The organism is Streptomyces sp. NPDC050534 (genome assembly GCF_044457745.1).
Classification (GTDB): domain Bacteria; phylum Actinomycetota; class Actinomycetes; order Streptomycetales; family Streptomycetaceae; genus Streptomyces.
In genome coordinates, this window is sequence record NZ_JBITHF010000006.1 from 189531 (window position 1) to 215749 (window position 26219).

Below are 26219 nucleotides of genomic sequence, written 5' to 3' on the forward strand. Positions count from 1 at the left end.
GGCGCATCAGACGGCTCACGCGTCCACCTCCGCGGACTTCTCGGCGGACTCGGCCGGCGCCTTCTCGGCGTCGGCCTTCTTCGCGGGCACGTCCCCGGCGGACTCGGCGGGCGCGCGCAGGAGTTCGTACTCCGCGAGGTCCACCTGCCGCGTTGCCCGCCTGAACTCGGTCGTCGTACCGGGCCAGATGGTGGTGTTGCGGCCGCTCGCGTCGAGGTACCAGCTGGTGCAGCCGCCCGTGTTCCACACGGTGCGCTTCATCCGCTCCTGCACCCGGTGGTTCCACGCGGAGACCGCGCTCGGCCGGGCGTCCAGGGCCGCACGGCCGCCGAGGACGTCCAACTGCCGTACGTAGTCCGCCATGTAGTTGAGCTGGGACTCGATCATCAGGATCATCGACGAGTTCCCGAGCCCGGTGTTGGGCCCGATGATCGTCATCCAGTTGGGGAAGCCTGCCGCGGAGGCGCCGCGCAGGGCCTCCATGCCACCCTTCCAGGACTCGGCGAGCGTCCTGCCCTCCGCGCCCACCACCCGCTCGGCGATCGGCATGTCGGTGACGTGGAAGCCCGTACCGAAGATGATCGCGTCGACCTCGGCCTCGGTGCCGTCGGCGGCGACCACGGTCGACCCGCGGATCTCGCTCAGCCCGCTGGCCACCACGTCGACGTTGGGCTTGGCGAGCGCCGGGTAGTACGTGCTGCTCAGCAGGATCCGCTTGCAGCCGATGCGGTAGTCGGGGGTGAGCTTGGCGCGCAGGGCCGGGTCCTTGATGGCACGGGCCATGTTCTGCTTCGCCAGCTTCTCGACCAGACCGAGTTCGTTGGGGCGCTTGGTGAACGCCTGGACCTGCAACTCCCTGATCCCCCACAGCAGTCCGCGCCGGGCCTGGGTGGTGAAGGGCAGCGCCCGGTGCAGGACCCGCTCGGCGCCGCTGATGGCGCGGTCGACGCGGGGCATGACCCAGGGCGGGGTGCGCTGGAAGAGGGTGAGGCCGGCGACCTTCGGCTGGATGGCGGGCACGATCTGGATCGCCGACGCGCCCGTCCCCACCATCGCCACGCGCTTGCCGGTCAGGTCGTAGTCGTGGTCCCAGCGGGCGGAGTGGAAGACCTTGCCGGGGAAGGAGTCCAGGCCCGGGATCTCGGGGATCTTCGGGTCGGACAGCGGCCCGGTGGCGGAGACGACGACGTCCGCGGACAGCCGCCCGCTGCTGGTCTCGATGTCCCACCGCAGCTGCTCGGCGTCCCAGGTCATCATCTTCACTTCGGAGTCGAAGCGGATGTGCGGGCGCAGGTGGAAGACGTCCGCGACGTGCTCCAGGTAGGCGCGTATGTGCTCCTGCCCGGAGAAGGTGCGCGGCCAGTCGGGATTGGGCGCGAAGGAGAACGAGTAGAGGTGGGAGGGCACGTCGCAGGCGCACCCGGGATAGCTGTTGTCGCGCCAGGTGCCGCCCACGCTGCCGGCCCGCTCCAGCACGACGAAGTCGGTGATCCCTTCGCGCCGCAGCCGCACCGCGGCCCCCAGCCCTCCGAACCCGGACCCGATCACCGCCACCCGCACATGCTCGTGTTCGGCCATGCCGACGCCCTTTCCCGCGCGACTCCGCCAGTGAATACTGGCGCAATGGGGAGAGTAGAACAGTGACGTACTCATGGGTAGGGGGTGAGCCGGGAAAGTTACCGGCGGTACAACATAGGGTGCGATCGTGACCGAGAAGCGTGAGTACCGCATGGAGGAACTGGCCAGGGAAGCCGGCATCACAGTGCGCACCCTGCGCTTCTACCGCGAACGCAAGCTGATCCCGCCGCCCCGCCGCGAGGGCCGTATCGCCTGGTACGACGACCACCACCTGGCCCGCCTGCGCACGATCGCGGCACTGCTGGAACGCGGCCACACCCTCACCGGCATCGCGGAACTGTCGGAGGCCCTCGACCACGGCCGGGACGTCGCCGACCTCGTGGGCATCGCCCCCACCGAGGAGGAACCGGTCCGCCTGACCCCCGAGGAACTCGCCGCCCGCTTCGAGGGCGAGGTCACCGCGGAGAACCTCGCCGCCGCCCTGGACCTCGGCTACCTCGGCACCGACGGCGAGGAGATCGTCCACATCAGCCGCCGCCTCCTGGACGTCTCCTCGGCCCTGGTCCGCGAGGGCATCCCCCTGGCAGAGGTCCTGGCGGCCGGCGCCCGCGTCCGGGAACACGTGGACGAACTGGCCCAGATGTTCGCCGACCTGGTCCTGCACCACGCCGACGAGAAGGACCTCCAACGCCTGCGCCCACTGGCCCGCAGCGTGGTGGAGGCGGAGATGTCACTGGCGCTGGACCGGCAGCTGCAGAAGCGGGCCGAGAAGCCGGATCAGAACCATCGGAACTAGAGGTCGTACACCACGGTCACCGGCGCGTGGTCCGACCACCGCTCCTCGTGCGTGGCCGCCCGCTCGACGTACGCCTTGACGGCCTTGGCGGCGAGGCCCGGCGTCGAGACCTGGTAGTCGATCCTCCATCCCGAATCGTTGTCGAAGGCCCGCCCCCGGTACGACCACCACGTGTACGGCCCCTCGACCTCGGGATGCAGGCTGCGTACGACGTCGACGTAGCCACCGTCCGCCGGGTCGAAGACCCGTCCCAGCCACTCCCGCTCCTCCGGCAGGAAGCCGGAGTTCTTGGTGTTGCCGCGCCAGTTCTTGAGGTCGGCCTGCCGGTGGGCGATGTTCCAGTCGCCGCAGACGACGACCTCGCGGCCGTCGGCTGCTGCGCGCTCGCGCAGGGACCTCAGGTGGACGAGGAACTCGCCCATGAAGCGGACCTTCTCGTCCTGGCGCTCGGTGCCGACCTCGCCGGAGGGGAGGTAGAGCGAGGCGACCGTGACGCCCGGCAGGTCGACCTCGACGTAGCGGCCGCTGGTGTCGAACTCCGCGGAGGCGAAGCCGACCTGGATGCGGTCGGGCTCGCGGCGGGTGTAGAGGGAGACACCGGCGCGGCCCTTGGCGTCGGCCGGCGCGTGCACCACGTGCCAGCCGTCGGGCGTGCGCACGTGCTCGGGCAGCTGCTGCGGCTCGGCGCGCACCTCCTGGAGGCAGAGCACATCGGCGGAGGTGCCGGCGAGCCACTCCACGAAGCCCTTCTTCGCGGCGGCGCGCAGGCCATTGACGTTGACGGAGGTCACAGTGAGCACGCGGGAACGATACCGGCACACTGGACCGAGTCCGGAGTTCGAGAATGCATAGGTGTACGGTAAACGGAATGATCATACGTCGCGTCGCCTTCGACCACCCCGACGCCGTGAAGCTGAACGACGAGGTGCAGGCCGAGTACCACGTCCGCTACGGCGACGGCGGAGACGCCACCCCCCTGGACCCGGCGGACTTCGACCCGCCGAACGGCGTGTACTTCATCGCGTACGACGAGAACGACAGCCCCGTCGCCACCGGCGGCTGGCGCGCCCAGGACTCCAACGGCGAGGGCAACCTCGACGGCGACGCCGAACTCAAGCGGATGTTCGTGGTCGGGTCGGCGCGAGGCCGCGGCCTCGCCCGGCGCATCCTGACCGCCCTGGAGGACGACGCCCGCACGGCCGGCCGCGTCCGCATGGTCCTGGAGACGGGCACCAAGCAGCCGGAGGCCATCGCCCTGTACACCTCCAGTGGCTACGAGCCCTGCGAGAAGTTCGGCTACTACCGCTTCCACAAGGAGAGCCGCTGCTTCGCGAAGCCGCTCGGTTCCTGACGCGGGGGCGGCGGGCGTGAGGCGCCAACGCAAATGTCCCGCCCGATCTTCCGATCGTGCGGGACATTTGCCAACTCCCCCGGGTTTCCCCGAGTTTGTCGTTGCGGTGGACCTGAGGGGATTTGAACCCCTGGCCCCCTCGATGCGAACGAGGTGCGCTACCGGACTGCGCCACAGGCCCTTGCAACGAGTGAAACTCTAGCATCCCGATCCGGGTGCTTGAAAATCCGTTCCCGGCCGGCCGGAGGCTGCGGCACAGGTCGGGCCGGTGCTCTACTCGTTGGCGGCCTTCGGCCGCTCGCCGTCCTCGTACTGGTCGAACAACGGCGTACGGCCCCGCTCGCGTGCCCGCCGCGCGGAAGCCGCCCGGCGGGCGTCACTGCGCCCGTCGTCGTCCGCCCTCTCCTCCGCGGTGTCGGCCGGCTCCGCGGCCGCCTGCCGCTCGGCGCCGGCGTCCGCCTGCGCCTCCTGGTCCCGGGCGACGGGGCCCGATCGCGCCGAGCTCCATGCGTCCGGCGCCCCGAGGTCCACGTCCGAGGTGGCCCGCGGCGCGACCGGCGCGGTCACGTACGTCGGCAGCGGCACCGGCACCGGGTCCCAGCTGTCGCCGTGCCCGGGCCGCCGCTGCCGCTCACGCTGCTGGTCCACCCACTCGGCATGGTCCGTCTGCTCGACCAGGGCGCGCCGGTCGGCGGCGAGCGCGGACAGTCCGGGGTCGGCCTCCTGCTCCGGTCCGTCCTCGGGTTCGTCGGAGTCGGCCTCGACGCCGGCCGGGCGGCGGCGCGGCTGCCGGGCGCGCTCGTGCAGCCGCTGGGCCGCGACCTCGGCGCGGCGCCGGTCCATCTGGTAGGCGAAGCGCCGCCGTTCCTGCGAGCGCAGGTAGGCGATGTACGCGCTGAGCAGCACGGCGGGCACGCCTGGCGCCCAGAGGAAGGCGAGCCCGCCGACCGCGGCGACGACCGCGCCGAGCGTGAACGCGACGAAGAGCATCACCGTGGTGCGACGCCGACGCGCAAGCACCTTCGTACGCCGAGCGCGCGCCGCGGCCGCCTCCTCCGCGGGCGTGCGCCGGGCAGGGGGGACACGCTTGCGCGCCTGGGGCTGAGCCGGAGCTTGGGTCTGGGCCGGGCTCGGTGCGGGCGCGGGCGCTTCGGCGCGCGTCTGCTTGCGGGCCGGGGGCATGGCGAAGGCCCGGACGTCCACCGAGTCGGTGACCGCGCCCGGAGCTTCGGCGCCGGGCTCCCCCTCCTCGGTGGAGCGCGCCCGCAGGTCCTTGGCGTACCGGCGCTCCATACCCGCCCGTCCGGACAGCAGCCGGATGGCGGTGCTGAAGCGTTCCGTCGGACGGGCCTCGTTCAGCTCGTCCTGCCTACGGAGCCACATCGGCACCAAGTAGGCGGCCCAGGCCCCGACAATGACTGCGTAGATGAGGCCGCTGCTGCTCACGCCTCACACGGTAGAGGGGTTTGCGTGAGGCCATCTGCCAATTGCGCCGGTGTGTCGCACGATCTGGCTGATATTTCGAACTTTTTTTGTGACCGATGCGATCAGCACGCCACCGAGGCCGTGAATTTAATGCCTTGAGGTGGTCGCCTTCCGATCAATTTCGAACATCTATTCAATTTCCCGGGCCTGTGCGGGATTCTGCTGCGTACGTGCGCGCTGCCAGCGGTTGAGCAGCCCGTCGGGCACCTCTTCCGCGGTGAGCGCGAAGACGAGGTGGTCACGCCAGGCGCCGTCGATGTGGAGATAACGCGGCCTCAGACCCTCCTCACGGAATCCGAGTTTCTCCACGACCCGTCGGCTGGGCCCGTTCTCGGGGCGAATGCAGACCTCGATGCGGTGCAGTCCGACGGCTCGGAAACAGTGGTCCACGACCAGCGCCACGGACGTCGGCATCACTCCGCGGCCCGCCACCGACTCGTCCACCCAGTAGCCGATATGCCCCGAACACATGGAGCCCCACGTGATACCGGCGACCGTCAACTGCCCCACCAGACGGCCCTGATACTCGATGACGAACGGCAGCATCCGGCCCGAGTTCGCCTCGGAGCGAAGGTGCCGGACCATCTGACGGTAGGTCGGCCTGTGGGCGATCGGACCGGTCGGCGTGGGCGGCGGGATCGTCGCCTCCCAGGGCCGCAGCCAGTCCCGGTTGCGCCGGTTGACCTCGCGCCAGGCCCGCTGGTCGCGCAGCTTTATCGGCCGGAGGACGATGTCGCCGTCCGCCAGCACGACGGGCCAGGATGGGCTGTTCAGCTCGCACCCCCACTGGTGGCCGCGGGTCTGGGGTGGTCGCCGCCGCGGATCTGGTCGACAGCGTGCACCAGCAGGGGCTCCAGGACGGCCAGGCCGTCCTTCACCCCGCCGGTGGAACCCGGCAGATTGACGATCAGCGTGCGGCCCGCCACTCCGGCCAGGCCCCGGGAGAGCGCGGCGGTCGGCACCTTCTCCCGTCCGAACGCCCGGATCGCCTCCGCGATGCCCGGCACCTCGTGGTCGATCACCCCGCGGGTCGCCTCGGGGGTGCGGTCGGTGGGCGAGATGCCGGTGCCGCCGGTGGTGACGATCACGTCGTACCCGGCCTCGACGCCGGCCCGCAGCGCGGCCTCCACGGGGTCGCCGTCGGGCACGACCTCCGGCCCGTCGACGGCGAATCCGAAGCCCTTGAGGCCGGCCGCGATCGCGGGGCCGCCCTTGTCCTCGTAGACCCCGGCCGCGGCCCTGTTGGAGGCGGTGACCACCAGAGCTCGGTACGTCATGTCCGGCTCCAGTCGCCCGACTTGCCGCCCGTCTTCTCCTCCACCCGGACGTCCGTGATGACCGCTCCCTTGTCGACCGCCTTGACCATGTCGATCACGGTGAGCGCGGCGACGGAGACCGCGGTGAGCGCCTCCATCTCGACGCCCGTGCGGTCCGTGGTCTTCACGGTGGCCAGGATCTCCACGGCGTCGTCCGCGACCGACAGATCCAGTTTCACACCGGACACCGACAACGGGTGGCACAGCGGGATGAGGTCGGGGGTGCGCTTGGCGCCCATGATGCCCGCGATGCGCGCGGTGGCGAGGGCGTCGCCCTTGGGCACCCCCTCGCCGCGCAGCAGCTCGATCACGCGGGGCGAGACGAGGACCCGTCCGCTCGCGCGGGCGGTGCGCGCGGTCACGTCCTTCTCGGATACGTCGACCATGCGGGCGGCGCCCGCCTCGTCGATGTGCGTCAGTCGGTCCTGCGTACTCATGCTGTCTGGCGCTCCCGGTCACGGCCCTGGCGCGGTGCGGCGCGCGGGCCTGTTGTGCGCGACACGGTACCGCCAACCTGGGGCGCTCAGCCGAGCAGGACCACCTCGACCTCGGTGCCGGGTTCGACGGACTCCACGTCCTCGGGGACGACGATCAGCGCGTCGGCGTGTGCGAGGGCCGCGATCAGGTGGGATCCGGCGCCGCCGACCGGGGTCACCGAGCCGTCGGCGTACGTCGCCCGCAGGAACTGTCTGCGGCCCTTCGGCGAGGTCAGCGCCTTGCCGGTGGTCAGGGTCGCGCGGGTCGTCGGCCGGTGGACGTCGTCGAGTCCCATGAGGGTGCGGATCGCCGGGCGCACGAACAGTTCGAAGGAGACGTACGACGACACGGGGTTGCCCGGCAGGGCGAGCAGCGGGGTGTGGTCGGGGCCGATGGAGCCGAAGCCCTGGGGCTTGCCGGGCTGCATGGCGAGCTTGCGGAAGTCGATGCCGCTGCCGGCCTCGTCCTCGTCGCCGACGTGCGACAACGCCTCCTTGACGACGTCGTACGCCCCGACGCTCACCCCGCCCGTGGTGACCATGAGGTCGGCGCGCACCAGCTGGTCCTCGATGGTGGCGCGGAGGGTGTCGGCGTCGTCGGCGACGGCGCCCACGCGGTAGGCGATGGCGCCCGCGTCGGTCGCCGCGGCGGTGAGGGCGAAGCTGTTGGAGTCGTAGATCTGGCCGCTGCCCAGCTCCTCGTCGGGCTGGACCAGTTCGCTGCCGGTGGAGACGACGACCACGCGCGGGCGCGGGCGCACGCGCACCGTGCCGCGGCCGATCGCGGCGAGCAGGGCGATCTGCGGCGGACCGAGGACCGTGCCGGCCTCGAGGGCGCGGTCGCCGGCCTTCACGTCACTGCCCTTGGCGCGCACATGCGCGCGGGCCTCGGCCGGCCGGTACACGTGCACCTGGCCCTCGGCGCCCTCGGGGGCCAGGCTGCGGGCGCGCATGCCGCTGACCGGGCCCTCTCCGAGCCCTCCGTCGGTCCACTCCACCGGGACGACGGCCTCGGCGCCGGGCGGCAGGGGGGCGCCGGTCATGATGCGGGCGGCCTGGCCGGGTCCCACCCGGACCAGGTCGGCCTCGCCTGCCGCGACGTCCCCGACGACGTCCAGGACGGCGGGGAACTCCTCGCTCACACCCGCCACGTCCGCGACCCGCACCGCGTACCCGTCCATGGAGCTGTTGTCGAACGGAGGCAGCGAGAGCGGCACCGTGACGTCCTCGACCAGGACGCAGCCCAGGGCGTCGAGCAGCTGCAGATCGATCGGTTCCAGGGGGCGGACGGCGGTGAGGATGTCCTCCAGGTGCTCGTCCACCGACCAGAGGTGGTCCTGGCCGGTGGTGCGGGGCGCGGCGCTGCTCAACGTTGCTACATCTCCTCGGCTACGTAACTGCGAAGCCAGGTCCGGAAGTCCGGGCCCAGGTCTTCACGTTCGCACGCGAGTCTGACAATGGCACGCAGATAGTCGCCCCGGTCGCCGGTGTCATAGCGGCGGCCCTTGAAGACGACGCCGTGCACGGGACCGCCGGCCTTCTCGTCCTGCGAGAGCTGCTGCAGCGCGTCGGTCAGCTGGATCTCGCCGCCGCGGCCCGGCTCGGTCTTGCGCAGTATGTCGAAGACGGCCGGGTCGAGGACGTAGCGGCCGATGATCGCGTAGTTGGACGGGGCGTCCGCCGCGGCCGGCTTCTCGACCAGGTCGTGGACCTTGACGACGTCGCCGTCCTCGGTGGGGTCGACGGCCGCGCAGCCGTAGAGGTGGATCTGCTCGGGCGCGACCTCCATGAGTGCGATGACGCTGCCGCCGCGCTGTTCCTGCACCTCGACCATTCGCTTGAGCAGCGGGTCGCGCGGGTCGATCAGGTCGTCGCCGAGCAGTACGGCGAAGGGCTCCTGGCCGACGTGCGGGGCCGCGCACAGCACCGCGTGACCCAGTCCCCTGGGGTCGCCCTGCCGCACGTAGTGCATGGTCGCGAGGTCGCTGGACTCCTGGACCTTGGCGAGCCGGCCCGCGTCGCCCTTCTTCTGGAGGGCGGACTCGAGCTCGTAGTTGCGGTCGAAGTGGTCCTCGAGGGGACGTTTGTTGCGGCCCGTGATCATGAGGACGTCGTCGAGGCCCGCGGACACGGCCTCCTCGACCACGTACTGGATCGCCGGCTTGTCGACGACCGGCAGCATCTCCTTGGGAGTGGCTTTGGTGGCCGGCAGGAACCGGGTGCCGAGGCCTGCTGCGGGGATGACAGCCTTGCTGATCCTTGGGTGAGACTGGGTCATACCGGCACCCTATCCGGTGCCTTTGCTCGGAATCCGAGGCTCCGGTCAATTGGCTCTCATATGAGCGCATTAGGAAGGGTACGGGTGCCAGTCATGAGTCACGCCGGACGTGCGGCCGAGCCTGACAAGCGAACGTTGCGGCGGGAGCTCCTCGCGGTGAGGGGCAGGTTGACGGCGGATGACATCCAGGAGGCCGCGGCCGCACTGGCCGTGCGCGCACTGGAGCTGCCCGAACTGGCACGCGCCCGCACGGTGGCGGCGTACGTCTCCGTCGGCGGCGAGCCGGGCACGCTCGCGCTGCTGGACGCACTGCGCGCGCGTGATGTGCGGGTGCTGCTGCCCGCGTTGCTCCCGGACAACGACCTCGACTGGGGCGCCTACGCCGGTGAGAGCTCCCTCACGCGCGTCCGGCACGGCGGAAGGATGGCCCTTCTCGAGCCCTCCGGCGAGCGCCTGGGGCCGGACGCCGTGACCGGTGCGGACGTCGTGCTGCTGCCCGGACTCGCGGTCGACGCGCGCGGGATGCGGCTGGGGCGGGGCGGAGGCTCGTACGACCGCGTCCTCGCGCGGCTGGAGCGCGCGGGCGCGCATCCCGCGCTGGTGGTGCTGCTGTACGGCTCCGAGGTCGTGGAGCGCGTCCCCGAGGAGGAGCACGACCGGCCGGTGCACGCGGTGGTGACACCGTCGGGGGTGCGCCGCTTCCACGGCGCCGTATGACGGAGAAGGCCCTCCCACGCGCGCGTGGGAGGGCCTTCGTTCAGGTGCTCACGGTTTCAGCACCAGGCTGTCGCTCGTGTTCTTGTCGACGGACTGGGGCGAGAAGTTCCAGTCGAGCAGTTCGCCCTTGGCCCACTTGCCGGTCTGGTCGACGTAGTGGGCGCTGTAGGCGTGCCCCGAGGCGCCGGTGAGGTTGATCCACTTCGACTTGTCGAGGTCACCGAGGTTGACCACCATGCGCATCGACGGCACCCATACGACGCCGTAGCCGCCGGCGGCGTTCCAGCCGGAGGCGTTGACCGTCGCCTCGCCGCCGCTGAGCTTCCAGGGGCCGCGGTTCAGGATGTACTGCAGGAAGCCCGGGCCGTCGGTGCCGAGGGTCTGGTTCTTCAGGAACAGGCGGTGCAGCCGGCCCCAGCTCCAGGTGTCGATGTCCTTGCCGAGCTTGGCGGTCAGCTCCCAGCGGGCGTCGATCATCGCGCGCTTGAACAGGTCGTCGCGGTTGTCCGTCGCGCCCGGCCGGGTGCCCGTCTTCGGCGTGGTCCACCACTCGCTCTTCGGGTCGTTCATGAGCTTGCGGACGACCTCGAACCAGCGGTCGCCGCCGTCCGGTTGGGCCTGGTCGGCGTCGCGCTGGCCGCACTCGCGGACCTTCTGCGTGTCGTCCGCCGGCCCCGTGGTGCTGGCCGGGTCGACCCACAGGCACTGGCCCTTGACCCGCAGTTCCTTGGGCAGCTTGTTGCCGAAGGCGAGCTTGAGGACGTTGCGCCAGACCGCGTTGAAGTAGGCGGCCGCCGCCGAGTCGGCGTCCTGGGTGTAGTCCCAGCCCTCGAGCAGTTCCTGCGCCTGCTGGACGTCCTTGTCGCCGACGTCGATCTTCAGCAGGGTGGGCACCAGCAGCTTGGCGATCTCGCTGCTGTTGTCCAGCTGCATCTGGCGCATGTCGTCGGTGGACATCTTGCCGCCGCCCTTGATCTTCGACTCGATCAGGTCGGTGATGCGCTGGCTGCGGGTGCCGTAACCCCAGTCCGTGGTCAGCGTGTAGGGGTACTTGTCCTGATCTATCACGGCCTGGTTGGCGGTGACGATGTAGCCGCGCTCCGGGTTGTACTCGTACGGCAGCGCGGCCTTGGGGATGTACCCGGTCCACTTGTAGCCGGAGTCCCAGCCCGGCGCGGGGATCGAGCCGTCGTCCTTCTTCGCGCGCGTGGGGATCTTTCCGGGCAGCGTGTAGCCGATGTTGTCCTTGTCGGCGTAGATCAGGTTCTGCGAGGGCACGTCGAACTTGGCGGCCGCGGAGCGGAATTCGCTCCAGTTCGACGCCCTGTCCATGGCGAAGACGGCATCCATGGTGGTGCCCGGGTCGAGCGCGGTCCAGCGCAGTGCGACGCCGTAGCCGTCGCCGCGGTCGGGCGCCGCCGTGTCGACGGTGGCCTTCGTGCCGACGTTCACGAGTTCGTCGTCGCGGTCGGAGAGCAGGGGCATGCCGTCCGCGGTCTGGCGCACGACGATCGTCTTGGACTTGCCGCCCGCGACCTTGATGGTCTCCTCGCGGGACTTGAAGGCCTTCGTGGCGCCGTCGTAGAGGTAGCCGTCGCCGCTGAGCTTCTCCAGGTACAGGTCGGTGACGTCGACGCCGGAGTTGGTCATGCCCCAGGCGATGTCCTGGTTGTGGCCGATGACCACGCCGGGCATGCCCGCGAAGGTGTAACCGGTCACGTCGTACTGGCACTTGCTGGAGACGGTGCGGCAGTGCAGGCCCATCTGGTACCAGACGGACGGCAGCGAGGCCGACAGGTGCGGGTCGTTGGCGAGCAGCGGGTGGCCGGTGATGGTGTGGCTCCCGGCCACCACCCAGGAGTTGGAGCCGATGCCCTGGCCGTTCACGCCGACGGCCGTGGGCACGTTGTCCAGGACCTTGTAGAGGCCCGCCAGTTGGCTGTTGAGGGCCGAGCCCGACGAAGAGGTGGACGACGAGGTGGACGAGCCCGTCGTGCCGCTCGTGGACGTGCCGCTGCCGGACGAGGAGCCGTTCTGCTGGAACGCCCCGGCGACCTGGCTGTACTGGCCCTCCTGGACGATCGCCTTGTTGCGGCTGTAGGGATAGGCCGGGTACAGCTGCGCGATCTGCTTGGCGTCGAGCCGGCTGGTCATCAGGGCGCGGTCGATCTCGTCCTGCATGTTGCCGCGCAGGTCCCAGGCCATCGCCTTCAGCCAGGAGACCGAGTCGACGGGGGTCCACTTCGCGGGCTTGTAGTCGTTGGTGAAGCTCAGCGCCGCGTACTCAAGGGAGATGTCCTTGCCGTCCTTGCCCTGCAGATAGGCGTTGACACCCGCCGCGTAGGCCTGGAGGTACTTCTTGGTGGAGGCCGACAGCTCGGTGTCGTACTCCTTCTTCGCCACGCGGTCCCAGCCCAGGGTGCGCAGGAACTCGTCGTTCTTGACCTGGCCCTTGCCGAACATCTCCGACAGGCGCCCGGAGGTCATGTGCCGGCGCACGTCCATCTCGTAGAACCGGTCCTGTGCCTGGACGTAGCCCTGCGCCATGAACAGGTCCGCGTCCGAGGAGGCATAGATCTGCGGGATGCCGTTGCCGTCGCGCTTGACGTCGACGGGGCCTGACAGGCCGTGAAGGGTGAGGGAGCCCTTCGTCTGCGGGAACGACGCGCGAACGGTGCTGATGGACCAGTACGCCCCGTAGGCGACGCCGGCGATCAGTGCCAGGACCAGGACCAGCACGACCAATCGGGCTTTGCGCCCCTTCTTCCTGCCGGACTTGCCGGGCTTGTCACCCGTTGTGGCGGTGGTGTTCGGGGGCATCGCTGTCCTTGCTGTCCTAACGCGAGCGGCAGGCGGGCTGTGACGTCGAGTGAGCGCTGGAGCAACCATAGGCGCAGGGCCTTGGGGCCCTTGACGCGGAGTCGGGAACGCCCGAGGGCAGGCATTCGATCCTGCCAACCGGAGCGTCAAGAAATCGTCAAGAGTTAGGTAAGGTAACGAAGTAGTTGGATGCGGAGTCCCCCCGCTTCGTGTCCCATGAACGTGAGCCCACGCGCGGGATGCGCGCGGGCCGGCGAAGGGAACGGCCGCTGACAGTCCACCATCTCAACCAGCTACTGCTCGTCTGCTCGCTCGTCCTGCTCGTCGCCGTGGCAGCGGTCCGGATCTCCTCGCGCAGCGGGCTCCCCAGCCTGCTCGTGTACCTGGGGATAGGCGTCGCCATGGGCCAGGACGGCATCGGCGACATCCGCTTCGACAACGCCGAACTCACCCAGGTCATCGGCTACGCGGCCCTCGTGGTGATCCTCGCCGAGGGTGGCCTCAGCACGAAGTGGAAGGAGATCAAACCCGCCCTGCCGGCCGCCTCCGCCCTGGCCCTCGCCGGCGTCGCGGTGAGCGTCGGCGTCACCGCGGCGGGCGCGCACTACCTGGTCGGGCTGGAGTGGCGGCAGGCGCTCATCATCGGGGCGGTCGTCTCCTCGACGGACGCGGCGGCGGTCTTCTCGGTGCTGCGCAGAATCCCCCTGCCCGCGCGCGTGACGGGCACGCTGGAGGCGGAGTCCGGCTTCAACGACGCCCCGGTCGTCATCCTGGTCGTCGCCTTCTCCACGGCGGGCCCGGTCTCCCACTGGTGGGTGCTGCTCGGCGAGATAGCGCTGGAACTGGCCATCGGCGCGGCCATCGGGCTCGCGGTGGGCTGGCTCGGCGCCTGGGGCCTCAGACACGTGGCGCTGCCCGCCTCCGGCCTCTACCCCATCGCCGTCATGGCGATCGCCGTCATGGCGTACGCGGGCGGTGCGCTGGCGCACGGCAGCGGCTTCCTGGGCGTCTACCTCGCCGCGATGGTGCTGGGCAACGCGAAGCTGCCGCACTGGCCCGCCACCCGCGGGTTCGCCGAGGGGCTCGGCTGGATCGCCCAGATCGGCATGTTCGTCCTGCTCGGCCTGCTGGTCTCCCCGCACGAGCTCGGCGACGACATCGTGCCCGCACTCGTCATCGGCCTCGTGCTGACCATGGTGGCGCGCCCGCTGAGCGTGGTGCTGTGCCTGGCGCCCTTCCGGGTGCCGTGGCAGGAGCAGACCCTGATGTCCTGGGCCGGGCTGCGCGGCGCGGTCCCCATCATCCTGGCGACGATCCCGATGGTGCAGGGCGTCGACGCCAGCCACCGGATCTTCAACATCGTCTTCGTCCTGGTCGTCGCCTACACCCTGGTCCAGGGGCCGACCCTGCCGTGGCTCGCGCGCGTGCTGCGCCTGGGCGAGAGCGGCGGGGCCGCCGACCTCGGCATCGAGTCCGCTCCGCTGGAGCGGCTGCGCGGGCATCTGCTGTCCGTCGCGATCCCCGAGGGATCGCGGATGCACGGCGTCGAGGTGGCCGAGCTGCGGCTGCCGGCCGGGTCTGCCGTCACCCTCGTGGTCCGCGAGGGCACGTCGTTCGTCCCCATGCCGACGACGGTGCTGCGGCGCGGCGACGAACTGCTCGTGGTCGCCACCGATCCCGTACGGGACGCCGCGGAGCGGCGGCTGCGCTCGGTCGGGCACGGGGGCAAGCTGGCGGGATGGCTGGGGACGAACGGGACGTAGCTCTCGATGTTCCGTTTCGCGCGGTTTGCCCGTCCGGGAATCACAGGTGGCCGCTCGCGTGGTGCTCGTTTTCACAGGCGTATCGGGCGTTGATCCCTGTAGGATGAAGGCAACCTGATCGAACCAACTCTGCCTGACGCAGAGCTGACGCGACCGTATGGCGGCCGTGGCGCCCAACCCTGTGGGCGGCCTCCGGTATCTACCGCAGTCCGCACCAGAGGACAGCTCTCGGCGCCCCCGCACGGGCGTGCCACCAGGCGGCAGAAAGGCACGGGCCGTGGCATCCACGGTCACCCGACGGCCGGGCTACGGACAGCTGCTGCGCACCCGCGGCGCCTGGACGTTCCTGGTCCCCGGCTTCGCGGCGCGCCAGCCGTTCGCGATGCTCACCATCTCGATCGTGCTGCTCGTGCAGCACACCACCGGCTCCTACGGCGTCGCGGGCGCCGCGGCGGCCGTCACCGGTGTCTCCATGGCGCTGTGCGCGCCCTACGGCGGCCGTCTCGCCGACCGCTACGGGCAGCGCGCCGTGCTGCTCCCCGGCGTGCTGCTGCACGCGCTGTCCGGTCTGACCCTGACGGCGCTCGCGCTGATCCACGCACCCCTGTGGGCGCTGTTCGCGGCCGCCGTGCCGACCGGCGCCTCGGTGCCGCAGATCGGGCCCATGGTGCGCGCCCGCTGGGGCGTCAAGCTCCAGGGATCGCCGCTGATGAACACCGCGGCCGCCTTCGAGTCCGTCACGGACGAGCTGACCTTCGTCTTCGGTCCGCTGCTGGCCACCGCCCTGTGCACGACGGTCGCCCCCGCCGCGGGCCTGGTGACGGAGGCATCGCTGACCCTGCTCGGCGGGCTGCTGTTCGCCGCGTCGAAGGGCACGCAGCCCGCCGTCGCCGGCGCCCGGCACGCGCGCGTGGAGCACGTTTCCGCACTGCGCGTCCCCGGTGTGCGTGTGCTGGTCGTGGCCTTCCTCGGCATCGGCTCCGTCTTCGGCGGCATGCAGGTCTCGCTGGCCGCGTTCACCGAGTCGATCGGCGAGCCCGGCCTGAACGGCGTCCTGTACGGCGTCTTCGCCGCGGGCAACATGCTCTCCGGCATCGTCTGCGGCGCAGTCGCCTGGAAGGCGGCCCCGCGGCGGCGGCTCGTCGTCGGCTACGGCGCCCTCGCGCTGACCGCCTCCGGCCTGTGGACCGCGCACTCGGTGCCGCTGCTGGCCGGGCTCGGCCTGCTCGTCGGCATGTGCATCGCGCCCGCGCTGATCACCGGCTACACGCTGGTGGAGGACCTGGTCCCGGCCGGCGCCCGCACCGAGGCCTTCACCTGGCTGACCGGCGCGGTCGCGCTCGGCCAGGCGGTGGCCGTCACCGTCGCCGGACAGCTGGAGGACCGGCTCTGGGCCGGCGCCGGATTCCTGGTGCCGGCGGGCGGCACCGTGCTCGCGTTCGCGACCCTCGCGGCCCTGCGGTCCCGGCTGACGCCGCGGCCGCGCAACCTGACCGTCGCACGTGGCGTCGGTCACCGCGCGCCGGTGACGGTGGACTGATTCCCAGGAATACGTCACTATGGACCGTCGTTAGCACTCATTGAGTGAGAGTGCCAGGAGGAAGACAGTGCCGACCTACCAGTACCAGTGCACCGAATGCGGCGAGGGCCTCGAGGCGGTGCAGAAGTTCACCGATGACGCCCTCACCGAGTGCCCCAACTGCGGTGGCCGCCTGAAGAAGGTGTTCTCCGCCGTAGGCATCGTCTTCAAGGGCTCCGGCTTCTACCGCAACGACAGCCGCGGCTCCTCGTCGAGCACCGCGCCGGCGTCGAAGTCGTCGAAGTCCACCGAGTCGTCGTCCTCCTCGACGTCCTCTTCCTCGGACTCGTCCTCTTCGACCTCGGACTCGAAGTCGAAGTCGAAGCCGTCGAGCACCGGCGCCTCGTCCGGCAGCAGCGCAGCCTAGGACCCACCGGACTCGTCCCACGGGACCCCGCCGTCGTACGACGGTGGGGTCTTCGGTGTTTCCGGTGCCCTTCTCCGCCCGCCGACGGGGGCCGGATACTGTTCGGGCCATGGCGAACGCAGAGATCGGTGTAATCGGCGGCTCGGGCTTCTACTCGTTCCTCGACGACGTGACCGAGGTCCGGGTGGACACCCCGTACGGGCCACCAAGCGACTCCCTCTTCCTCGGTGAGGTCGCCGGCCGTCGGGTCGCGTTCCTGCCCCGCCACGGCCGCGGCCACCACCTGCCCCCGCACCGGATCAACTACCGCGCCAACCTGTGGGCGTTGCGTTCGGTCGGCGTGCGCCAGGTCCTCGGCCCGTGCGCGGTGGGCGGCCTGCGCGCGGAGTACGGGCCGGGCACGCTGCTCGTGCCGGACCAGCTGGTCGACCGTACGAAGACCCGCGCGGGGTCGTACTTCGACGGGATGCCGATGCCCGACGGCACGGTGCCGAACGTGGTGCACGTGTCCCTGGCCGACCCCTACTGCCCCGTCGGGCGCACGGCCGCTCTCAAGGCCGCGCGCGGACGGGACTGGGAGCCGGTGGACGGCGGCACGCTGGTCGTCGTCGAGGGCCCGCGCTTCTCGACCCGCGCGGAGTCGCTGTGGCACCAGGCGCAGGGCTGGTCGGTGGTGGGCATGACCGGCCACCCCGAGGCGGCGCTCGCCCGCGAACTGGAGCTCTGCTACACGTCGATGACCCTGGTCACCGACCTCGACGCGGGTGCCGAGACCGGTGAGGGCGTCTCGCACGACGAGGTGCTGCGAGTGTTCGCCGCGAACGTGGACCGGCTGCGGGGTGTGCTCTTCGACGCGGTGGCCGCGCTGCCGGCGACCGCGGACCGGGACTGTCTGTGCACCTCGGCGCTGGGCGGGATGGATCCGGGGTTCGCGCTGCCGTAGTCGCCGCGAAGGGACCGGAACTTCCCGTTCGGGTGTGGGAGTTGTCCACAACCCGTCGGTCATCCACCGGTCTCGGCGGAGATCGGCGCGACGCCTCATCGTGGGTCTGCGAGCCCGTTCCCGATGCAGGTGGTGATCCGCATGCCGATCTCTCCGCTCCCTCCGTCCCTCTCCCCCGCCCCGCCTCGTTCGCCCGGCACCGACACCCCCGCCACGTGCGAGGTCCCGCACTTCGCTCCCGTGCGGGTGCGCGGCGGGCGGTACCGGCTGCAGCGGCTGGTGCGGCACCGGAGGCGGGCGGTGGCCGCCGGGCTCGCGGTGACCGCGGCGGCGCTGGTGGCGGCGGGGCCACGGGATGCCGAGGGGCCGCGCGGCCACCCGGTCGCGGATCCCGTACGACGGCACCGGGCCGTCGAGACGGTGTCCGCGCCGGTACGGATCGCCGACGGCGCCACCGTCGCGCTGCTGCGGCCCGGCGACCGGGTGGACGTGGTCGCCGCCCCGGAGACGGCGGCGGGCGGCGACGCCCGCGTGGTCGCGCGCGGGGCGCGGGTGACAAAGGTGCCGGAGCCCCTGGACGAGGCGGCCGGCAGCGGCGCGCTCGTCGTGCTCTCGGTGCCTCGTCCGGCCGCCGCGCGCCTCGCCGGAGCGGGCGCGACGGCACGGTTGGCGGTGATTCTGTGTTGATCCTGTCAAGTCCCTCGTTCCAGCTACCCAATTGGACAGGGTGGCCGCGCGTTGACGTAGGTTGCGGAACTGTTTGTTCCTCAACATGTGCGTGCAACGAGAGGCCCCCAAGTGAGCGAGAAGAAGGACCCGAGCGTCTGGCAGGGCTTCAAAGCCTTCCTGATGCGCGGCAACGTGGTGGACCTGGCGGTCGCGGTGGTCATCGGCGCTGCCTTCACCAACATCGTGAACTCGCTGGTGAAGGGGATCATCAACCCGCTGGTCGGGGCGATCGGCACCAAGAACCTGGACAACTACCGCTCGTGCCTGAGCGGGACGTGCAAGGGCGACCAGGGCATCCAGCTGCTGTGGGGCTCGGTCCTCGGCGCCACCCTGACCTTCGTCATCACGGCGGCGGTCGTCTACTTCCTGATGGTGCTGCCGATGTCGAAGTACCTGGCCCGCCAGGAGGCCCGCAGGAAGGCGCGGGAGGGCGCGCACGAGGTGATGGAGGTGAGCGAGCTGGAGGTGCTCAAGGAGATCCGGGACGCGCTGGTCGCCCAGCGTGGGGCCGGGCACGACGAGCGCTAGCGCGGGCGGCCCGCAAGGGTCAGATGTGGTGGGGCGGCTTCTCGTCGAGGAAGCGCTTCAGGTCGGCGGCGGCATCGCCGTCCGAACCGGGCCGCTCGCCCCAGCCACGGTCCGTGTCGTCCGACGACTGCTGGTCCAGCGGGTCGTCGAAGATCAGCGCGGGCTTCGGGGCGCGCGGCTCGGGGGCGGGGGCGGAAGTCATGCCTCCAGGGTACGGGGACCGGAGCGGCCCACCGCCGGGTGCTACGAGTCGCCCCCTCCCACCTGGGCTTTCCCGTGTGCGCTCCGGCCGCGGACCGCTGGTGATCCCTTCGCAGGAATTTCCGCCGCCCATCTGGTGTGCTGGAAGGCATGACGAGCAGTTCCACTCCGCCGCAGGCACCCTCCGGCCCGCCGGCGGCCCACAGACCACTGCGCAGGCTCACGGCACGCGGGCGCGACGAGGCGCACCGCGTCGCCTCCGCCCTGGAGCTCTTCTTCGACCTGTGCTTCGTCGTGGCCATCGCCCAGGCCGGTGCCCAGCTGGTGCACGCCCTGGCCGACGGGCACGCGGCCGAAGGAATCCTCAACTACGTGATGATCTTCTTCGCCATCTGGTGGGCGTGGATGAACTTCACCTGGTTCGCCTCGGCGTACGACAACGACGACGCCCTCTACCGGGTCGTCACGCTGGTCCAGATCGCCGGCGTGCTCGTCCTGGCGGCGGGGATCTCACGAGCCTTCGACCAGCACGAGTTCCTGGGCGTCTGGCTGGGCTATGTGGTCATGCGGCTCGCCATGTCGGCGCAGTGGCTGCGCGTGGCGCGGTCGAGCCGGGGCGCCGAGCGGACGATGGCGCTGCGCTACGCCGTCGGCGTGCTGCTGTGCCAGATCGGCTGGCTGGGGCTGCTGGTCCTGCCCGAGGGCGCCCGGCCGTGGGTCTTCCTGGTGATGGCCCCGCTGGAGATGCTCGTGCCGCTGTACGCGGAGAAGGCCCACCCCACGTCCTGGCACCCGCACCACATCGCCGAGCGGTACGGCCTGTTCACGATCATCGTGCTCGGCGAGACCATCGCGGCGGCCACCGTCGCCGTGAAGTCGGGCCTGGACGAACACGACGCGCTGAGCGAGCTGCTGCCGATCGCCGCGGGCGGCCTGCTGATCATCTTCGCCGCCTGGTGGATCTACTTCGTGGTCCCCATCCACGGCCACCTGCGCTCCAACCGGCAGTCGTTCGTCTGGGGTTACGGCCACTACCTGATCTTCGCGTCGGGGGCCGCGATCGGGGCCGGCCTCGAGGTGGCCGTGGAGCAGGCGGTCGGCGAGGCGCACATCTCCACGCTGGCCGCGTCATCGGCCGTGACCCTCCCGACGGCGCTGTTCCTGCTCACCGTGTGGGCGCTGCACTCCCGCTTCTACAAGGTCGGTATCGCCCAGCAGCTGGTGCTGCCGTCCGCGTCGCTGCTGGTCATCGTCTGCACCTTCCTCGGCGACTGGGCGGTGCTCACGGCGGGACTGGTGTGCGGGCTGGCGGTGGCGACGGGCGTGACGCTGACGGCGCGCATGGTCACCCGGGAGCGCGGCGCGAGCGGGGCCGGCGGAGATCGGGCCACGACGCCCGTCGCGTGACGGGACCCTCCTCGCCCGCAGCCGCGCGAGACTGAGGGCATGACAATCGACGCTCTGACGGACGTCGCCGGGGTGCGGGTGGGCCATGCCACGCGCACCGGCGGCGGCTGGCTCACCGGCACCACGGTCGTGCTCGCGCCGGAAGGGGGCGCCGTGGCCGCCGTGGACGTACGGGGCGGCGGTCCCGGTACCAAGGAGACCGACGCGCTGGACCCGCGCAATCTCGTGAGCAAGATCGAGGCGGTCGTGCTGACCGGCGGCAGCGCCTACGGGCTCGACGCGGCGTCCGGCGTGATGGCCTGGCTGGAGGAGCGGGGGCGGGGGGTGCGGGTCGGACCGGACCCGGCGCACGTGGTGCCGGTGGTGCCCGCCGCCTGTGTCTTCGACCTGGGCCGGGGCGGGACGTTCTCCGCCCGGCCCGACGCGGCCACCGGACGGGCCGCGGTCGAGGCGGCAGCGGCGAGCGCGGCCGGGGCGGTCGTGGAGCAGGGGTGCGTGGGCGCCGGCACGGGTGCCGCCGTCGGGGCGCTGAAGGGCGGGGTCGGCAGCGCGAGCGTGCTGCTCGGCTCGGGGATCACGGTGGCCGCGCTGGTCGTGGCCAACGCGGCGGGTTCGGCGATGGATCCGGAAACGGGGGTGCTGTACGGGGAGTTGCTCCAGGGACGGGTGGACCGCCCGGAGGCGCGGGTGCACGAGGCCGCGCGCAGGCGCCTCGCCGAGTGCGCGGCGAGGAACGGGCGCCCCCCGATGAACACCACGCTCGCCGTGGTCGCCACCGACGCCGACCTGACGAAGGCGCAGGCACAGAAGCTGGCCGGCACGGCACACGACGGCATCGCACGCGCCGTCCGCCCGGTGCACCTGCTCAACGACGGGGACACGGTGTTCACGCTGGCGACGGGGGCCCACCCGCTCGACGCCGGGAACCCCCTGGCGCTGAACGAAGTCCTCGCAGCCGGCGCGGACATGGTGACCCGCGCGATCGTCCGCGCCGTGCGCGCCGCCGAGTCGGTGGAGGGGGCGGGCGGAGTGTGGCCGTCGTACGGGGAGTTGTACGGGAGCGGGTGAGCCGAAGCGGGGCGAGGGCGCCCCGCGATTGTCCGGGTTTTGTCACGTGATGGCGTTCACGGGAAACGGCGGGAACCTCACAGGCCCGCCGTTCCCTCTTTCTCCACGTACTGGAACGGATCACGCACATCACACGAACCTGGAGCAGCCCGTGACAACGCCGGACATAGCAGCGCGGCGCGCACTGGGGGCCTGTGCCGCCCTGATGGTCGGCGCCCTCACCCTCACCGCCTGCGGCGGCAACGCCAACGCCGACGCCAACACCTCGAGCGGCGGCGGGAGTTCGACGAAGACCTCGACGGCGAAGATCGTCATCTCGGCGAAGGACGGCTCGGACGCCGCCTCGATCAACACGACCGGGGTGAAGGTCAGCGACGGCAAGCTGACCACCGTGAAGATGACGGTGGCCGGGTCGGGTCAGGCCGTGCCGGGCTCGATCTCCGCGAACGGCGCGGCCTGGAAGCCGAACGCGCAGCTGGAGCGCGGGACCAAGTACCAGATCTCGGCGACCGCCAAGGACGCGAGCGGGCGGACGGCCGCGGCCAACTCCATCTTCACGACGGTCGCTTCGGCGAACAGCTTCATCGGCACGTACACCCCGGACAACGGCACCACGGTCGGCGTCGGGATGCCGGTGTCGTTCGGCTTCGACAAGGCGATCACCGACAAGAAGGCCGTGCAGTCGCACATCACGGTCAGCTCCAGCAGCGGGCAGAAGGTGGTGGGGCACTGGTTCGGGGCGCAGCGCCTCGACTTCCGGCCCGAGCAGTACTGGCAGGCCGGCTCCAAGGTCACGATGAAGATCGACCTGGACGGCGTGCAGGGCGCGAGCGGCCTCTACGGCGTGCAGAAGAAGACCGTCACCTTCACCGTCGGGCGTTCGCAGGTCTCCACGGTCGACGTGAACACCCAGACCATGACGGTGATGCGGGACGGCAAGGCCCTCAGGAAGGTGCCGATCTCGTCGGGCAGCCCGCAGCACACCACGTACAACGGGCAGATGGTGATCTCCGAGAAGTTCCGGCAGACGCGGATGAACAGCCAGACCGTCGGCCTCGGCGGCGAGTACGACATCGCGGACGTGCCGGACGCGATGCGGCTGACGACGTCGGGAACGTTCATTCACGGCAACTACTGGTACAACAAGGGCAATCCGCCCTTCGGCCGTGAGGGCACCAGCCACGGCTGCGTCGGACTCGCGGACGTACAGGGCGCACAGGGCGCCACTCCCGCCAAGTGGTTCTACGACAATTCACTCATCGGGGACGTAGTGGTCGTCAAGAACTCCCCCGACAAGACCGTCGCGCCCGACAACGGGCTCAACGGATGGAACCTGCCGTGGAGCGAATGGGTCGCGGGCAGCACCGCCTGAGCTGCGGATTCTCCAGGACCATGGGGCCATGCGGGAACCGCCCGCACGGCCCGGGCGTTTTCCGTGCGTACGTTTTCTCGGTTCCCGGACATGATGTCCGACCGAGGGGCTACGGTATGCACCCACAAGGTGACATGCAGCAACGCCGGGAGAAGCCTTGAGCGTTCCGTACGAGACGGCAGCGTACGAACCACCCGAGTCGCCCGAGTCTCCGGAGGAGCATCTCGCGCGACTCCTCGGCCGTGCGCTGAACAGCTTCGAGCTGCCTGACGAGACCATACGGCGGCTCGACTGCGCGCTGGCGCACGACGGTTCACTGCACTCCGCGCACCACAGCGCGGGACTGCACCGCGAGACCTACCGCCACACCTGGCTGCTCGCCGACGGCTCGGCGCTCACGCTGTGGGAGCTGGTGCACAACACCACGCCGGGCGGCCCCGCCCAGCACGAGGTGTACGTCGACGAGGAGGAGCTGCGCACCGCGACCGCGCGGCTGCCGCTGCCTCCGGACACGGTGGACTTCGAACTGCCCGTGACGGTGCAGCTGTCGCCGATCCCCGCACCCCGGCACGCGTACGTGCCGGACGACTCGGCGGATCACGCGCGCCGGCTGCTGCGCCGCGCGGAGAACGCGGACCGGCCGGGCGCGGAGACCTCCGCGCTCCTCGCCACCGCGTTCGCGCACCAGATCACGCAGGCCTTCGGGCGCCCGTGCCGGGCGGGCCGCGCCGGGCTCTGCTTCTCGCTCTACGAGCACGCCTTCCTGCTGCGGGACGGCGAGGAGGTCTCGCTCTGGGAGGTCGAGCACACGGCGACGCCCGACGGGCGGCACATGTGCGAGGTCTACGTCAGCGAGGAGGCGGCCCGGGACGCGATGGAGCGCCGGGCGGCCCAGGTCTCCTGAGGGCCGGGAACCCGGTCGCCGTGCGGCCGGTCAGCGACGTTTGCTGAGCTGCCGTACGAGACCGGCGAACGCGGCCTGCTCCGCCGGCGTCAGCTCGGTGTACTCCAGCGGCGGGGGCGACCGGCGCTGCAGCGGAAGGGCCCGCAGGCTGCCGACGACGGGCCACGGGACCGCACCGAAGTGGCCGCGGCGCGCGAGGCTGATCAGGCCGAAGATCCAGACGGCGGCGGCGAGGGCGAGTATCACCACGCCCATCGACTGAAGGACCGAGACGTGCTCATCAGGCATAGGCTCCAGTAGACACCACAGTCCGGGACTTTGGTCCCGGACCGTGACGTATCTCGCAGGTCGTACAGGTGCCGCACTTGCCTCTTCGCCGTAGTGATCAACTCACAGGGCGCCAAAGGGACATGCGGGGATCTTGCCGGTCAGGCGGCCACCGGCTGCTTCGAGCCGGCCGTGGCCGCGGCCGTGCCGTCCGCCGTACCGGCGGTCGTGGCCCCCGGTGCCGGCTTGCGCATGCCCTTCAGGACCACCACCAGTGCCGTGGTGACACAGGTGCCGACCGCGATGGCGATCAGGTAGAGGAAGGGGTTGCCGATCAGCGGGACCACGAAGATGCCGCCGTGCGGGGCGCGCAGGGTGGCGCCGAAGGCCATCGACAGGGCCCCGGTGATCGCGCCGCCCACCATCGCGGAGGGGATGACGCGCAGCGGGTCGGCCGCGGCGAAGGGGATCGCGCCCTCGGAGATGAAGGAGGCGCCGAGGACCCAGGCCGCCTTGCCGTTCTCGCGCTCGGTCTGCGTGAAGAGCTTGCCGCGGACCGTGGTGGCCAGCGCCATCGCGAGCGGCGGGACCATGCCGGCGGCCATGACCGCGGCCATGATCTTCATCGCGGAGTCGCTCGGGTTGGAGACCGCGATGCCGGCGGTGGCGAAGGTGTACGCGACCTTGTTGACGGGACCGCCGAGGTCGAAGCACATCATCAGGCCGAGCAGGGCGCCGAGCAGGACGGCGTTGGCGCCGGAGAGGCCGTTGAGCCAGTCGGTCATGGCCTTCTGGGCCGAGGCGATGGGTTTGCCGATCACGACGAACATCAGGAATCCGACGATCGCCGAGGAGATCAGCGGGATCACCACCACCGGCATGATGCCGCGCACCGCCGCCGGGATCCTGACCTTCTGGATGGCCATCACCACGCCACCGGCGATCAGACCGGCGGCGAGTCCGCCGAGGAAACCGGCGTTGATGGTGAGGGCGATCGAGCCGCCCACGAAGCCGGGGACGAGACCGGGCCGGTCGGCCATTCCGTAGGCGATGTAGCCCGCCAGGACCGGGACCAGGAAGGCGAACGCGACGCCGCCGATCTGGAAGAGCAGCGCGGCCCAGCTGTCGCCCTGGGTCCACACGAAGTGGTCCATGACCGACGGCGCCTTGTTGATCTTGTAGCCGCCGATCGCGAAGCCGAGGGCGATCAGCAGACCGCCCGCCGCGACGAACGGGACCATGTAACTCACGCCGGACATCAGCCACTTGCGCAGCTTGGTGCCGTAGCCCTCACCCGCCTCGCCGGCACGCTCGACCGGCGTGGAGGGCGCGGAGCCGGACGTGACCTCGCCGCGTTCCGCCTTCTCCCGGACCTCGGCGATGAGCTCGCCGGGGCGGTTGATGCCGGCCTTGACACCGACGTCGACGGTCGGCTTGCCGGCGAAGCGGTCCTTGTCGCGTACGGGGACGTCGTGCGCGAAGATCACGCCGTCCGCCGCCGCGATGACGGCCGGGTCGAGCCGGGTGAAGCCGGCCGAGCCCTGGGTCTCGACGGTGACCTCGGCGCCCGCCTCGCGGCCCGCGTTCTCCAGCGACTCGGCCGCCATGTACGTGTGGGCGATACCGGTCGGGCAGGAGGTGACGGCGACGATGCGGAAGGGCTGCGCGTCCGCGGCCGGGGCGCCCGGCACCGGGGCCGCAGCGTCCTCGACGCCCGCACCCGGCGCCGGGGCCGTGCTGCCCGCTGCGGCTTCGGAGGAGGCCGCCTCCGAAGCCGCAGCGGAGTCTTCGGGGCCGGCCGTCGCCGGTGCCTCGTCCCCGCGGATCAGCGCGGCGGCGGCGGCCGGGTCGCCGACCGCGCGCAGCGCGTCGGTGAACTCGGCGTTCATCAGCTGCCGGGCCAGCGACGACAGGATCGTGAGATGGGCGTCGTCGGCGCCTGCGGGCGCGGCGATCAGGAAGATCAGGTCGGCGGGACCGTCCGGGGCACCGAAGTCGATGCCCGGTGCGCTGCGCCCGAAGGCGAGCGTGGGCTCGGTGACGTGCTCGCTGCGGCAGTGCGGGATGCCGATTCCGCCGTCCAGGCCGGTGGGCATCTGCGCCTCGCGGGCGGCCACGTCGGCGAGGAAGCCGTCCAGGTCGGTCACCCGGCCCAGGGCGACCATGCGCTCGGCGAGGGCGCGCGCCGCCGCTTCCTTGGTGTCGGCGGACAGGTCGAGATCGACCAGGTCCGCGGTGATCATGTCACTCATCGCGGGCTCCTTAGCACGCGTA

At 71.0% G+C, this 26219-nt stretch carries 25 protein-coding genes and 1 tRNA gene; 13 read left to right on the forward strand and 13 right to left on the reverse strand.

Annotated features, from left to right (window positions below; all coding sequences use genetic code 11):
* Window positions 1-15 precede the first annotated feature (15 nt).
* Window positions 16-1578: a flavin-containing monooxygenase gene (locus tag ACIBN2_RS20920; protein ID WP_399136055.1), complete on the reverse strand. Its 1563-nt coding sequence runs from the start codon at window positions 1576-1578 to the stop codon at window positions 16-18.
* Window positions 1579-1705: 127 nt separating this feature from the next.
* On the opposite strand from ACIBN2_RS20920, the gene ACIBN2_RS20925 reads away from it, so the two are divergent.
* Window positions 1706-2374, forward strand: a complete 669-nt coding sequence (locus ACIBN2_RS20925; protein ID WP_399136057.1) for a MerR family transcriptional regulator — start codon at window positions 1706-1708, stop codon at window positions 2372-2374.
* Here the strand turns inward: ACIBN2_RS20925 and ACIBN2_RS20930 are convergent.
* Window positions 2371-3174 (reverse strand): exodeoxyribonuclease III, encoded by an 804-nt coding sequence (locus ACIBN2_RS20930; RefSeq protein WP_399136059.1) that lies wholly within the window; start codon window positions 3172-3174, stop codon window positions 2371-2373. The two genes, ACIBN2_RS20925 and ACIBN2_RS20930, sit on opposite strands and share 4 nt — an antisense overlap.
* Before the next feature lie 68 nt (window positions 3175-3242).
* Between ACIBN2_RS20930 and ACIBN2_RS20935 the strand changes: the two genes are divergently transcribed.
* Window positions 3243-3725, forward strand: coding sequence for a GNAT family N-acetyltransferase (locus ACIBN2_RS20935; RefSeq protein WP_399136061.1), 483 nt, complete (start codon window positions 3243-3245; stop codon window positions 3723-3725).
* A 107-nt stretch (window positions 3726-3832) separates the two neighbouring features.
* Here the strand turns inward: ACIBN2_RS20935 and ACIBN2_RS20940 are convergent.
* The 7 genes from ACIBN2_RS20940 to galU all read right to left on the reverse strand — a co-directional run bounded on the left by ACIBN2_RS20940 (window position 3833) and on the right by galU (window position 9280).
* Window positions 3833-3906: transfer RNA gene (locus tag ACIBN2_RS20940), tRNA-Ala, on the reverse strand.
* A gap of 92 nt (window positions 3907-3998) precedes the next feature.
* A complete protein-coding gene (gene glpR / locus ACIBN2_RS20945; RefSeq protein ID WP_399136063.1) occupies window positions 3999-5171 on the reverse strand; it encodes a gephyrin-like molybdotransferase receptor GlpR in 1173 nt (390 codons plus the stop codon).
* Between the two features lie 168 nt (window positions 5172-5339).
* Window positions 5340-5960, reverse strand: coding sequence for a GNAT family N-acetyltransferase (locus tag ACIBN2_RS20950; RefSeq protein WP_399136065.1), 621 nt, complete (start codon window positions 5958-5960; stop codon window positions 5340-5342).
* Between the two features lie 20 nt (window positions 5961-5980).
* The gene (locus tag ACIBN2_RS20955) at window positions 5981-6487 is read right to left on the reverse strand and encodes a molybdenum cofactor biosynthesis protein B (RefSeq protein ID WP_399136067.1); all 507 of its coding nucleotides are present in this window, start codon (window positions 6485-6487) and stop codon (window positions 5981-5983) included.
* A complete protein-coding gene (moaC, locus tag ACIBN2_RS20960; RefSeq protein WP_399136069.1) occupies window positions 6484-6963 on the reverse strand; it encodes a cyclic pyranopterin monophosphate synthase MoaC in 480 nt (159 codons plus the stop codon). The genes ACIBN2_RS20955 and moaC overlap by 4 nt, the downstream gene beginning before the upstream one ends.
* 86 nt (window positions 6964-7049) lie before the next feature.
* Window positions 7050-8372 (reverse strand): gephyrin-like molybdotransferase Glp, encoded by a 1323-nt coding sequence (glp, locus tag ACIBN2_RS20965; RefSeq protein WP_399136071.1) that lies wholly within the window; start codon window positions 8370-8372, stop codon window positions 7050-7052.
* A 5-nt stretch (window positions 8373-8377) separates the two neighbouring features.
* Window positions 8378-9280, reverse strand: a complete 903-nt coding sequence (gene galU / locus ACIBN2_RS20970) for a UTP--glucose-1-phosphate uridylyltransferase GalU (RefSeq protein ID WP_399136073.1) — start codon at window positions 9278-9280, stop codon at window positions 8378-8380.
* 93 nt (window positions 9281-9373) lie between these two features.
* Between galU and ACIBN2_RS20975 the strand changes: the two genes are divergently transcribed.
* Complete coding sequence (locus ACIBN2_RS20975) at window positions 9374-9997, forward strand: 5-formyltetrahydrofolate cyclo-ligase (RefSeq protein WP_399136074.1); 624 nt, start codon at window positions 9374-9376, stop codon at window positions 9995-9997.
* Between the two features lie 48 nt (window positions 9998-10045).
* Here the strand turns inward: ACIBN2_RS20975 and ACIBN2_RS20980 are convergent, their stop codons facing one another.
* The gene (locus tag ACIBN2_RS20980) at window positions 10046-12817 is read right to left on the reverse strand and encodes a penicillin acylase family protein (protein WP_399136076.1); all 2772 of its coding nucleotides are present in this window, start codon (window positions 12815-12817) and stop codon (window positions 10046-10048) included.
* 239 nt (window positions 12818-13056) lie between these two features.
* Here ACIBN2_RS20980 and ACIBN2_RS20985 point away from each other — a divergent pair, with 239 nt between their 5' ends.
* The 6 genes from ACIBN2_RS20985 to mscL all read left to right on the forward strand — a co-directional run bounded on the left by ACIBN2_RS20985 (window position 13057) and on the right by mscL (window position 18726).
* Window positions 13057-14580: a potassium/proton antiporter gene (locus ACIBN2_RS20985; protein WP_399136686.1), complete on the forward strand. Its 1524-nt coding sequence runs from the start codon at window positions 13057-13059 to the stop codon at window positions 14578-14580.
* A gap of 277 nt (window positions 14581-14857) precedes the next feature.
* Window positions 14858-16120, forward strand: coding sequence for an MFS transporter (locus ACIBN2_RS20990; RefSeq protein ID WP_399136078.1), 1263 nt, complete (start codon window positions 14858-14860; stop codon window positions 16118-16120).
* Window positions 16121-16187: 67 nt separating this feature from the next.
* Window positions 16188-16526, forward strand: coding sequence for an FmdB family zinc ribbon protein (locus ACIBN2_RS20995; RefSeq protein ID WP_399136080.1), 339 nt, complete (start codon window positions 16188-16190; stop codon window positions 16524-16526).
* 109 nt (window positions 16527-16635) lie between these two features.
* Window positions 16636-17469 carry an S-methyl-5'-thioadenosine phosphorylase gene (locus ACIBN2_RS21000; protein WP_399136082.1) on the forward strand — a complete coding sequence of 278 codons (834 nt, stop codon included), beginning with the start codon at window positions 16636-16638 and terminating at the stop codon, window positions 17467-17469.
* 141 nt (window positions 17470-17610) lie between these two features.
* Window positions 17611-18156, forward strand: coding sequence for a hypothetical protein (locus ACIBN2_RS21005; RefSeq protein WP_399136083.1), 546 nt, complete (start codon window positions 17611-17613; stop codon window positions 18154-18156).
* Window positions 18157-18267: 111 nt separating this feature from the next.
* Complete coding sequence (gene mscL / locus ACIBN2_RS21010; RefSeq protein ID WP_399136085.1) at window positions 18268-18726, forward strand: large conductance mechanosensitive channel protein MscL; 459 nt, start codon at window positions 18268-18270, stop codon at window positions 18724-18726.
* A 19-nt stretch (window positions 18727-18745) separates the two neighbouring features.
* Here the strand turns inward: mscL and ACIBN2_RS21015 are convergent, their stop codons facing one another.
* Entirely contained in the window at window positions 18746-18928 is a 183-nt protein-coding gene (locus tag ACIBN2_RS21015; RefSeq protein WP_393868488.1) for a hypothetical protein, read from the reverse strand.
* A 149-nt stretch (window positions 18929-19077) separates the two neighbouring features.
* Between ACIBN2_RS21015 and ACIBN2_RS21020 the strand changes: the two genes are divergently transcribed.
* The 4 genes from ACIBN2_RS21020 (at window position 19078) to ACIBN2_RS21035 (ending at window position 23678) form a co-directional block, all read left to right on the forward strand.
* Window positions 19078-20334 (forward strand): low temperature requirement protein A, encoded by a 1257-nt coding sequence (locus ACIBN2_RS21020; protein WP_399136088.1) that lies wholly within the window; start codon window positions 19078-19080, stop codon window positions 20332-20334.
* Between the two features lie 39 nt (window positions 20335-20373).
* On the forward strand, window positions 20374-21402 hold the full coding sequence (locus tag ACIBN2_RS21025; protein ID WP_399136089.1) for a P1 family peptidase: 1029 nt from the start codon (window positions 20374-20376) through the stop codon (window positions 21400-21402).
* Between the two features lie 151 nt (window positions 21403-21553).
* Complete coding sequence (locus ACIBN2_RS21030) at window positions 21554-22774, forward strand: Ig-like domain-containing protein (protein WP_399136090.1); 1221 nt, start codon at window positions 21554-21556, stop codon at window positions 22772-22774.
* A 157-nt stretch (window positions 22775-22931) separates the two neighbouring features.
* Window positions 22932-23678 (forward strand): DUF6227 family protein, encoded by a 747-nt coding sequence (locus ACIBN2_RS21035; RefSeq protein WP_399136092.1) that lies wholly within the window; start codon window positions 22932-22934, stop codon window positions 23676-23678.
* A 30-nt stretch (window positions 23679-23708) separates the two neighbouring features.
* Here ACIBN2_RS21035 and ACIBN2_RS21040 read toward each other — a convergent pair whose 3' ends face one another.
* Complete coding sequence (locus tag ACIBN2_RS21040; protein ID WP_399136094.1) at window positions 23709-23966, reverse strand: hypothetical protein; 258 nt, start codon at window positions 23964-23966, stop codon at window positions 23709-23711.
* Window positions 23967-24106: 140 nt separating this feature from the next.
* Entirely contained in the window at window positions 24107-26197 is a 2091-nt protein-coding gene (locus tag ACIBN2_RS21045) for a fructose-specific PTS transporter subunit EIIC (protein ID WP_399136096.1), read from the reverse strand.
* Window positions 26198-26219: the final 22 nt, after the last annotated feature.

Bases quoted from the DNA above. Each gene is read 5' to 3' on its own strand.
- ACIBN2_RS20985 (WP_399136686.1), top strand. From the start codon at position 13,057: ATGCGCGCGGGCCGGCGAAGGGAACGGCCGCTGACAGTCCACCATCTC.
- ACIBN2_RS20935 (WP_399136061.1), top strand. From the start codon at position 3,243: ATGATCATACGTCGCGTCGCCTTCGACCACCCCGACGCCGTGAAGCTG.
- ACIBN2_RS21040 (WP_399136094.1), bottom strand. From the start codon at position 23,966: ATGCCTGATGAGCACGTCTCGGTCCTTCAGTCGATGGGCGTGGTGATA.
- moaC (WP_399136069.1), bottom strand. From the start codon at position 6,963: ATGAGTACGCAGGACCGACTGACGCACATCGACGAGGCGGGCGCCGCC.
- ACIBN2_RS20975 (WP_399136074.1), top strand. From the start codon at position 9,374: ATGAGTCACGCCGGACGTGCGGCCGAGCCTGACAAGCGAACGTTGCGG.
- ACIBN2_RS20980 (WP_399136076.1), bottom strand. From the start codon at position 12,817: ATGCCCCCGAACACCACCGCCACAACGGGTGACAAGCCCGGCAAGTCC.
- ACIBN2_RS21020 (WP_399136088.1), top strand. From the start codon at position 19,078: ATGACGAGCAGTTCCACTCCGCCGCAGGCACCCTCCGGCCCGCCGGCG.
- ACIBN2_RS20955 (WP_399136067.1), bottom strand. From the start codon at position 6,487: ATGACGTACCGAGCTCTGGTGGTCACCGCCTCCAACAGGGCCGCGGCC.
- ACIBN2_RS21000 (WP_399136082.1), top strand. From the start codon at position 16,636: ATGGCGAACGCAGAGATCGGTGTAATCGGCGGCTCGGGCTTCTACTCG.
- ACIBN2_RS21025 (WP_399136089.1), top strand. From the start codon at position 20,374: ATGACAATCGACGCTCTGACGGACGTCGCCGGGGTGCGGGTGGGCCAT.
- ACIBN2_RS21015 (WP_393868488.1), bottom strand. From the start codon at position 18,928: ATGACTTCCGCCCCCGCCCCCGAGCCGCGCGCCCCGAAGCCCGCGCTG.
- ACIBN2_RS21045 (WP_399136096.1), bottom strand. From the start codon at position 26,197: ATGAGTGACATGATCACCGCGGACCTGGTCGATCTCGACCTGTCCGCC.
- ACIBN2_RS21005 (WP_399136083.1), top strand. From the start codon at position 17,611: ATGCCGATCTCTCCGCTCCCTCCGTCCCTCTCCCCCGCCCCGCCTCGT.
- ACIBN2_RS20920 (WP_399136055.1), bottom strand. From the start codon at position 1,578: ATGGCCGAACACGAGCATGTGCGGGTGGCGGTGATCGGGTCCGGGTTC.
- galU (WP_399136073.1), bottom strand. From the start codon at position 9,280: ATGACCCAGTCTCACCCAAGGATCAGCAAGGCTGTCATCCCCGCAGCA.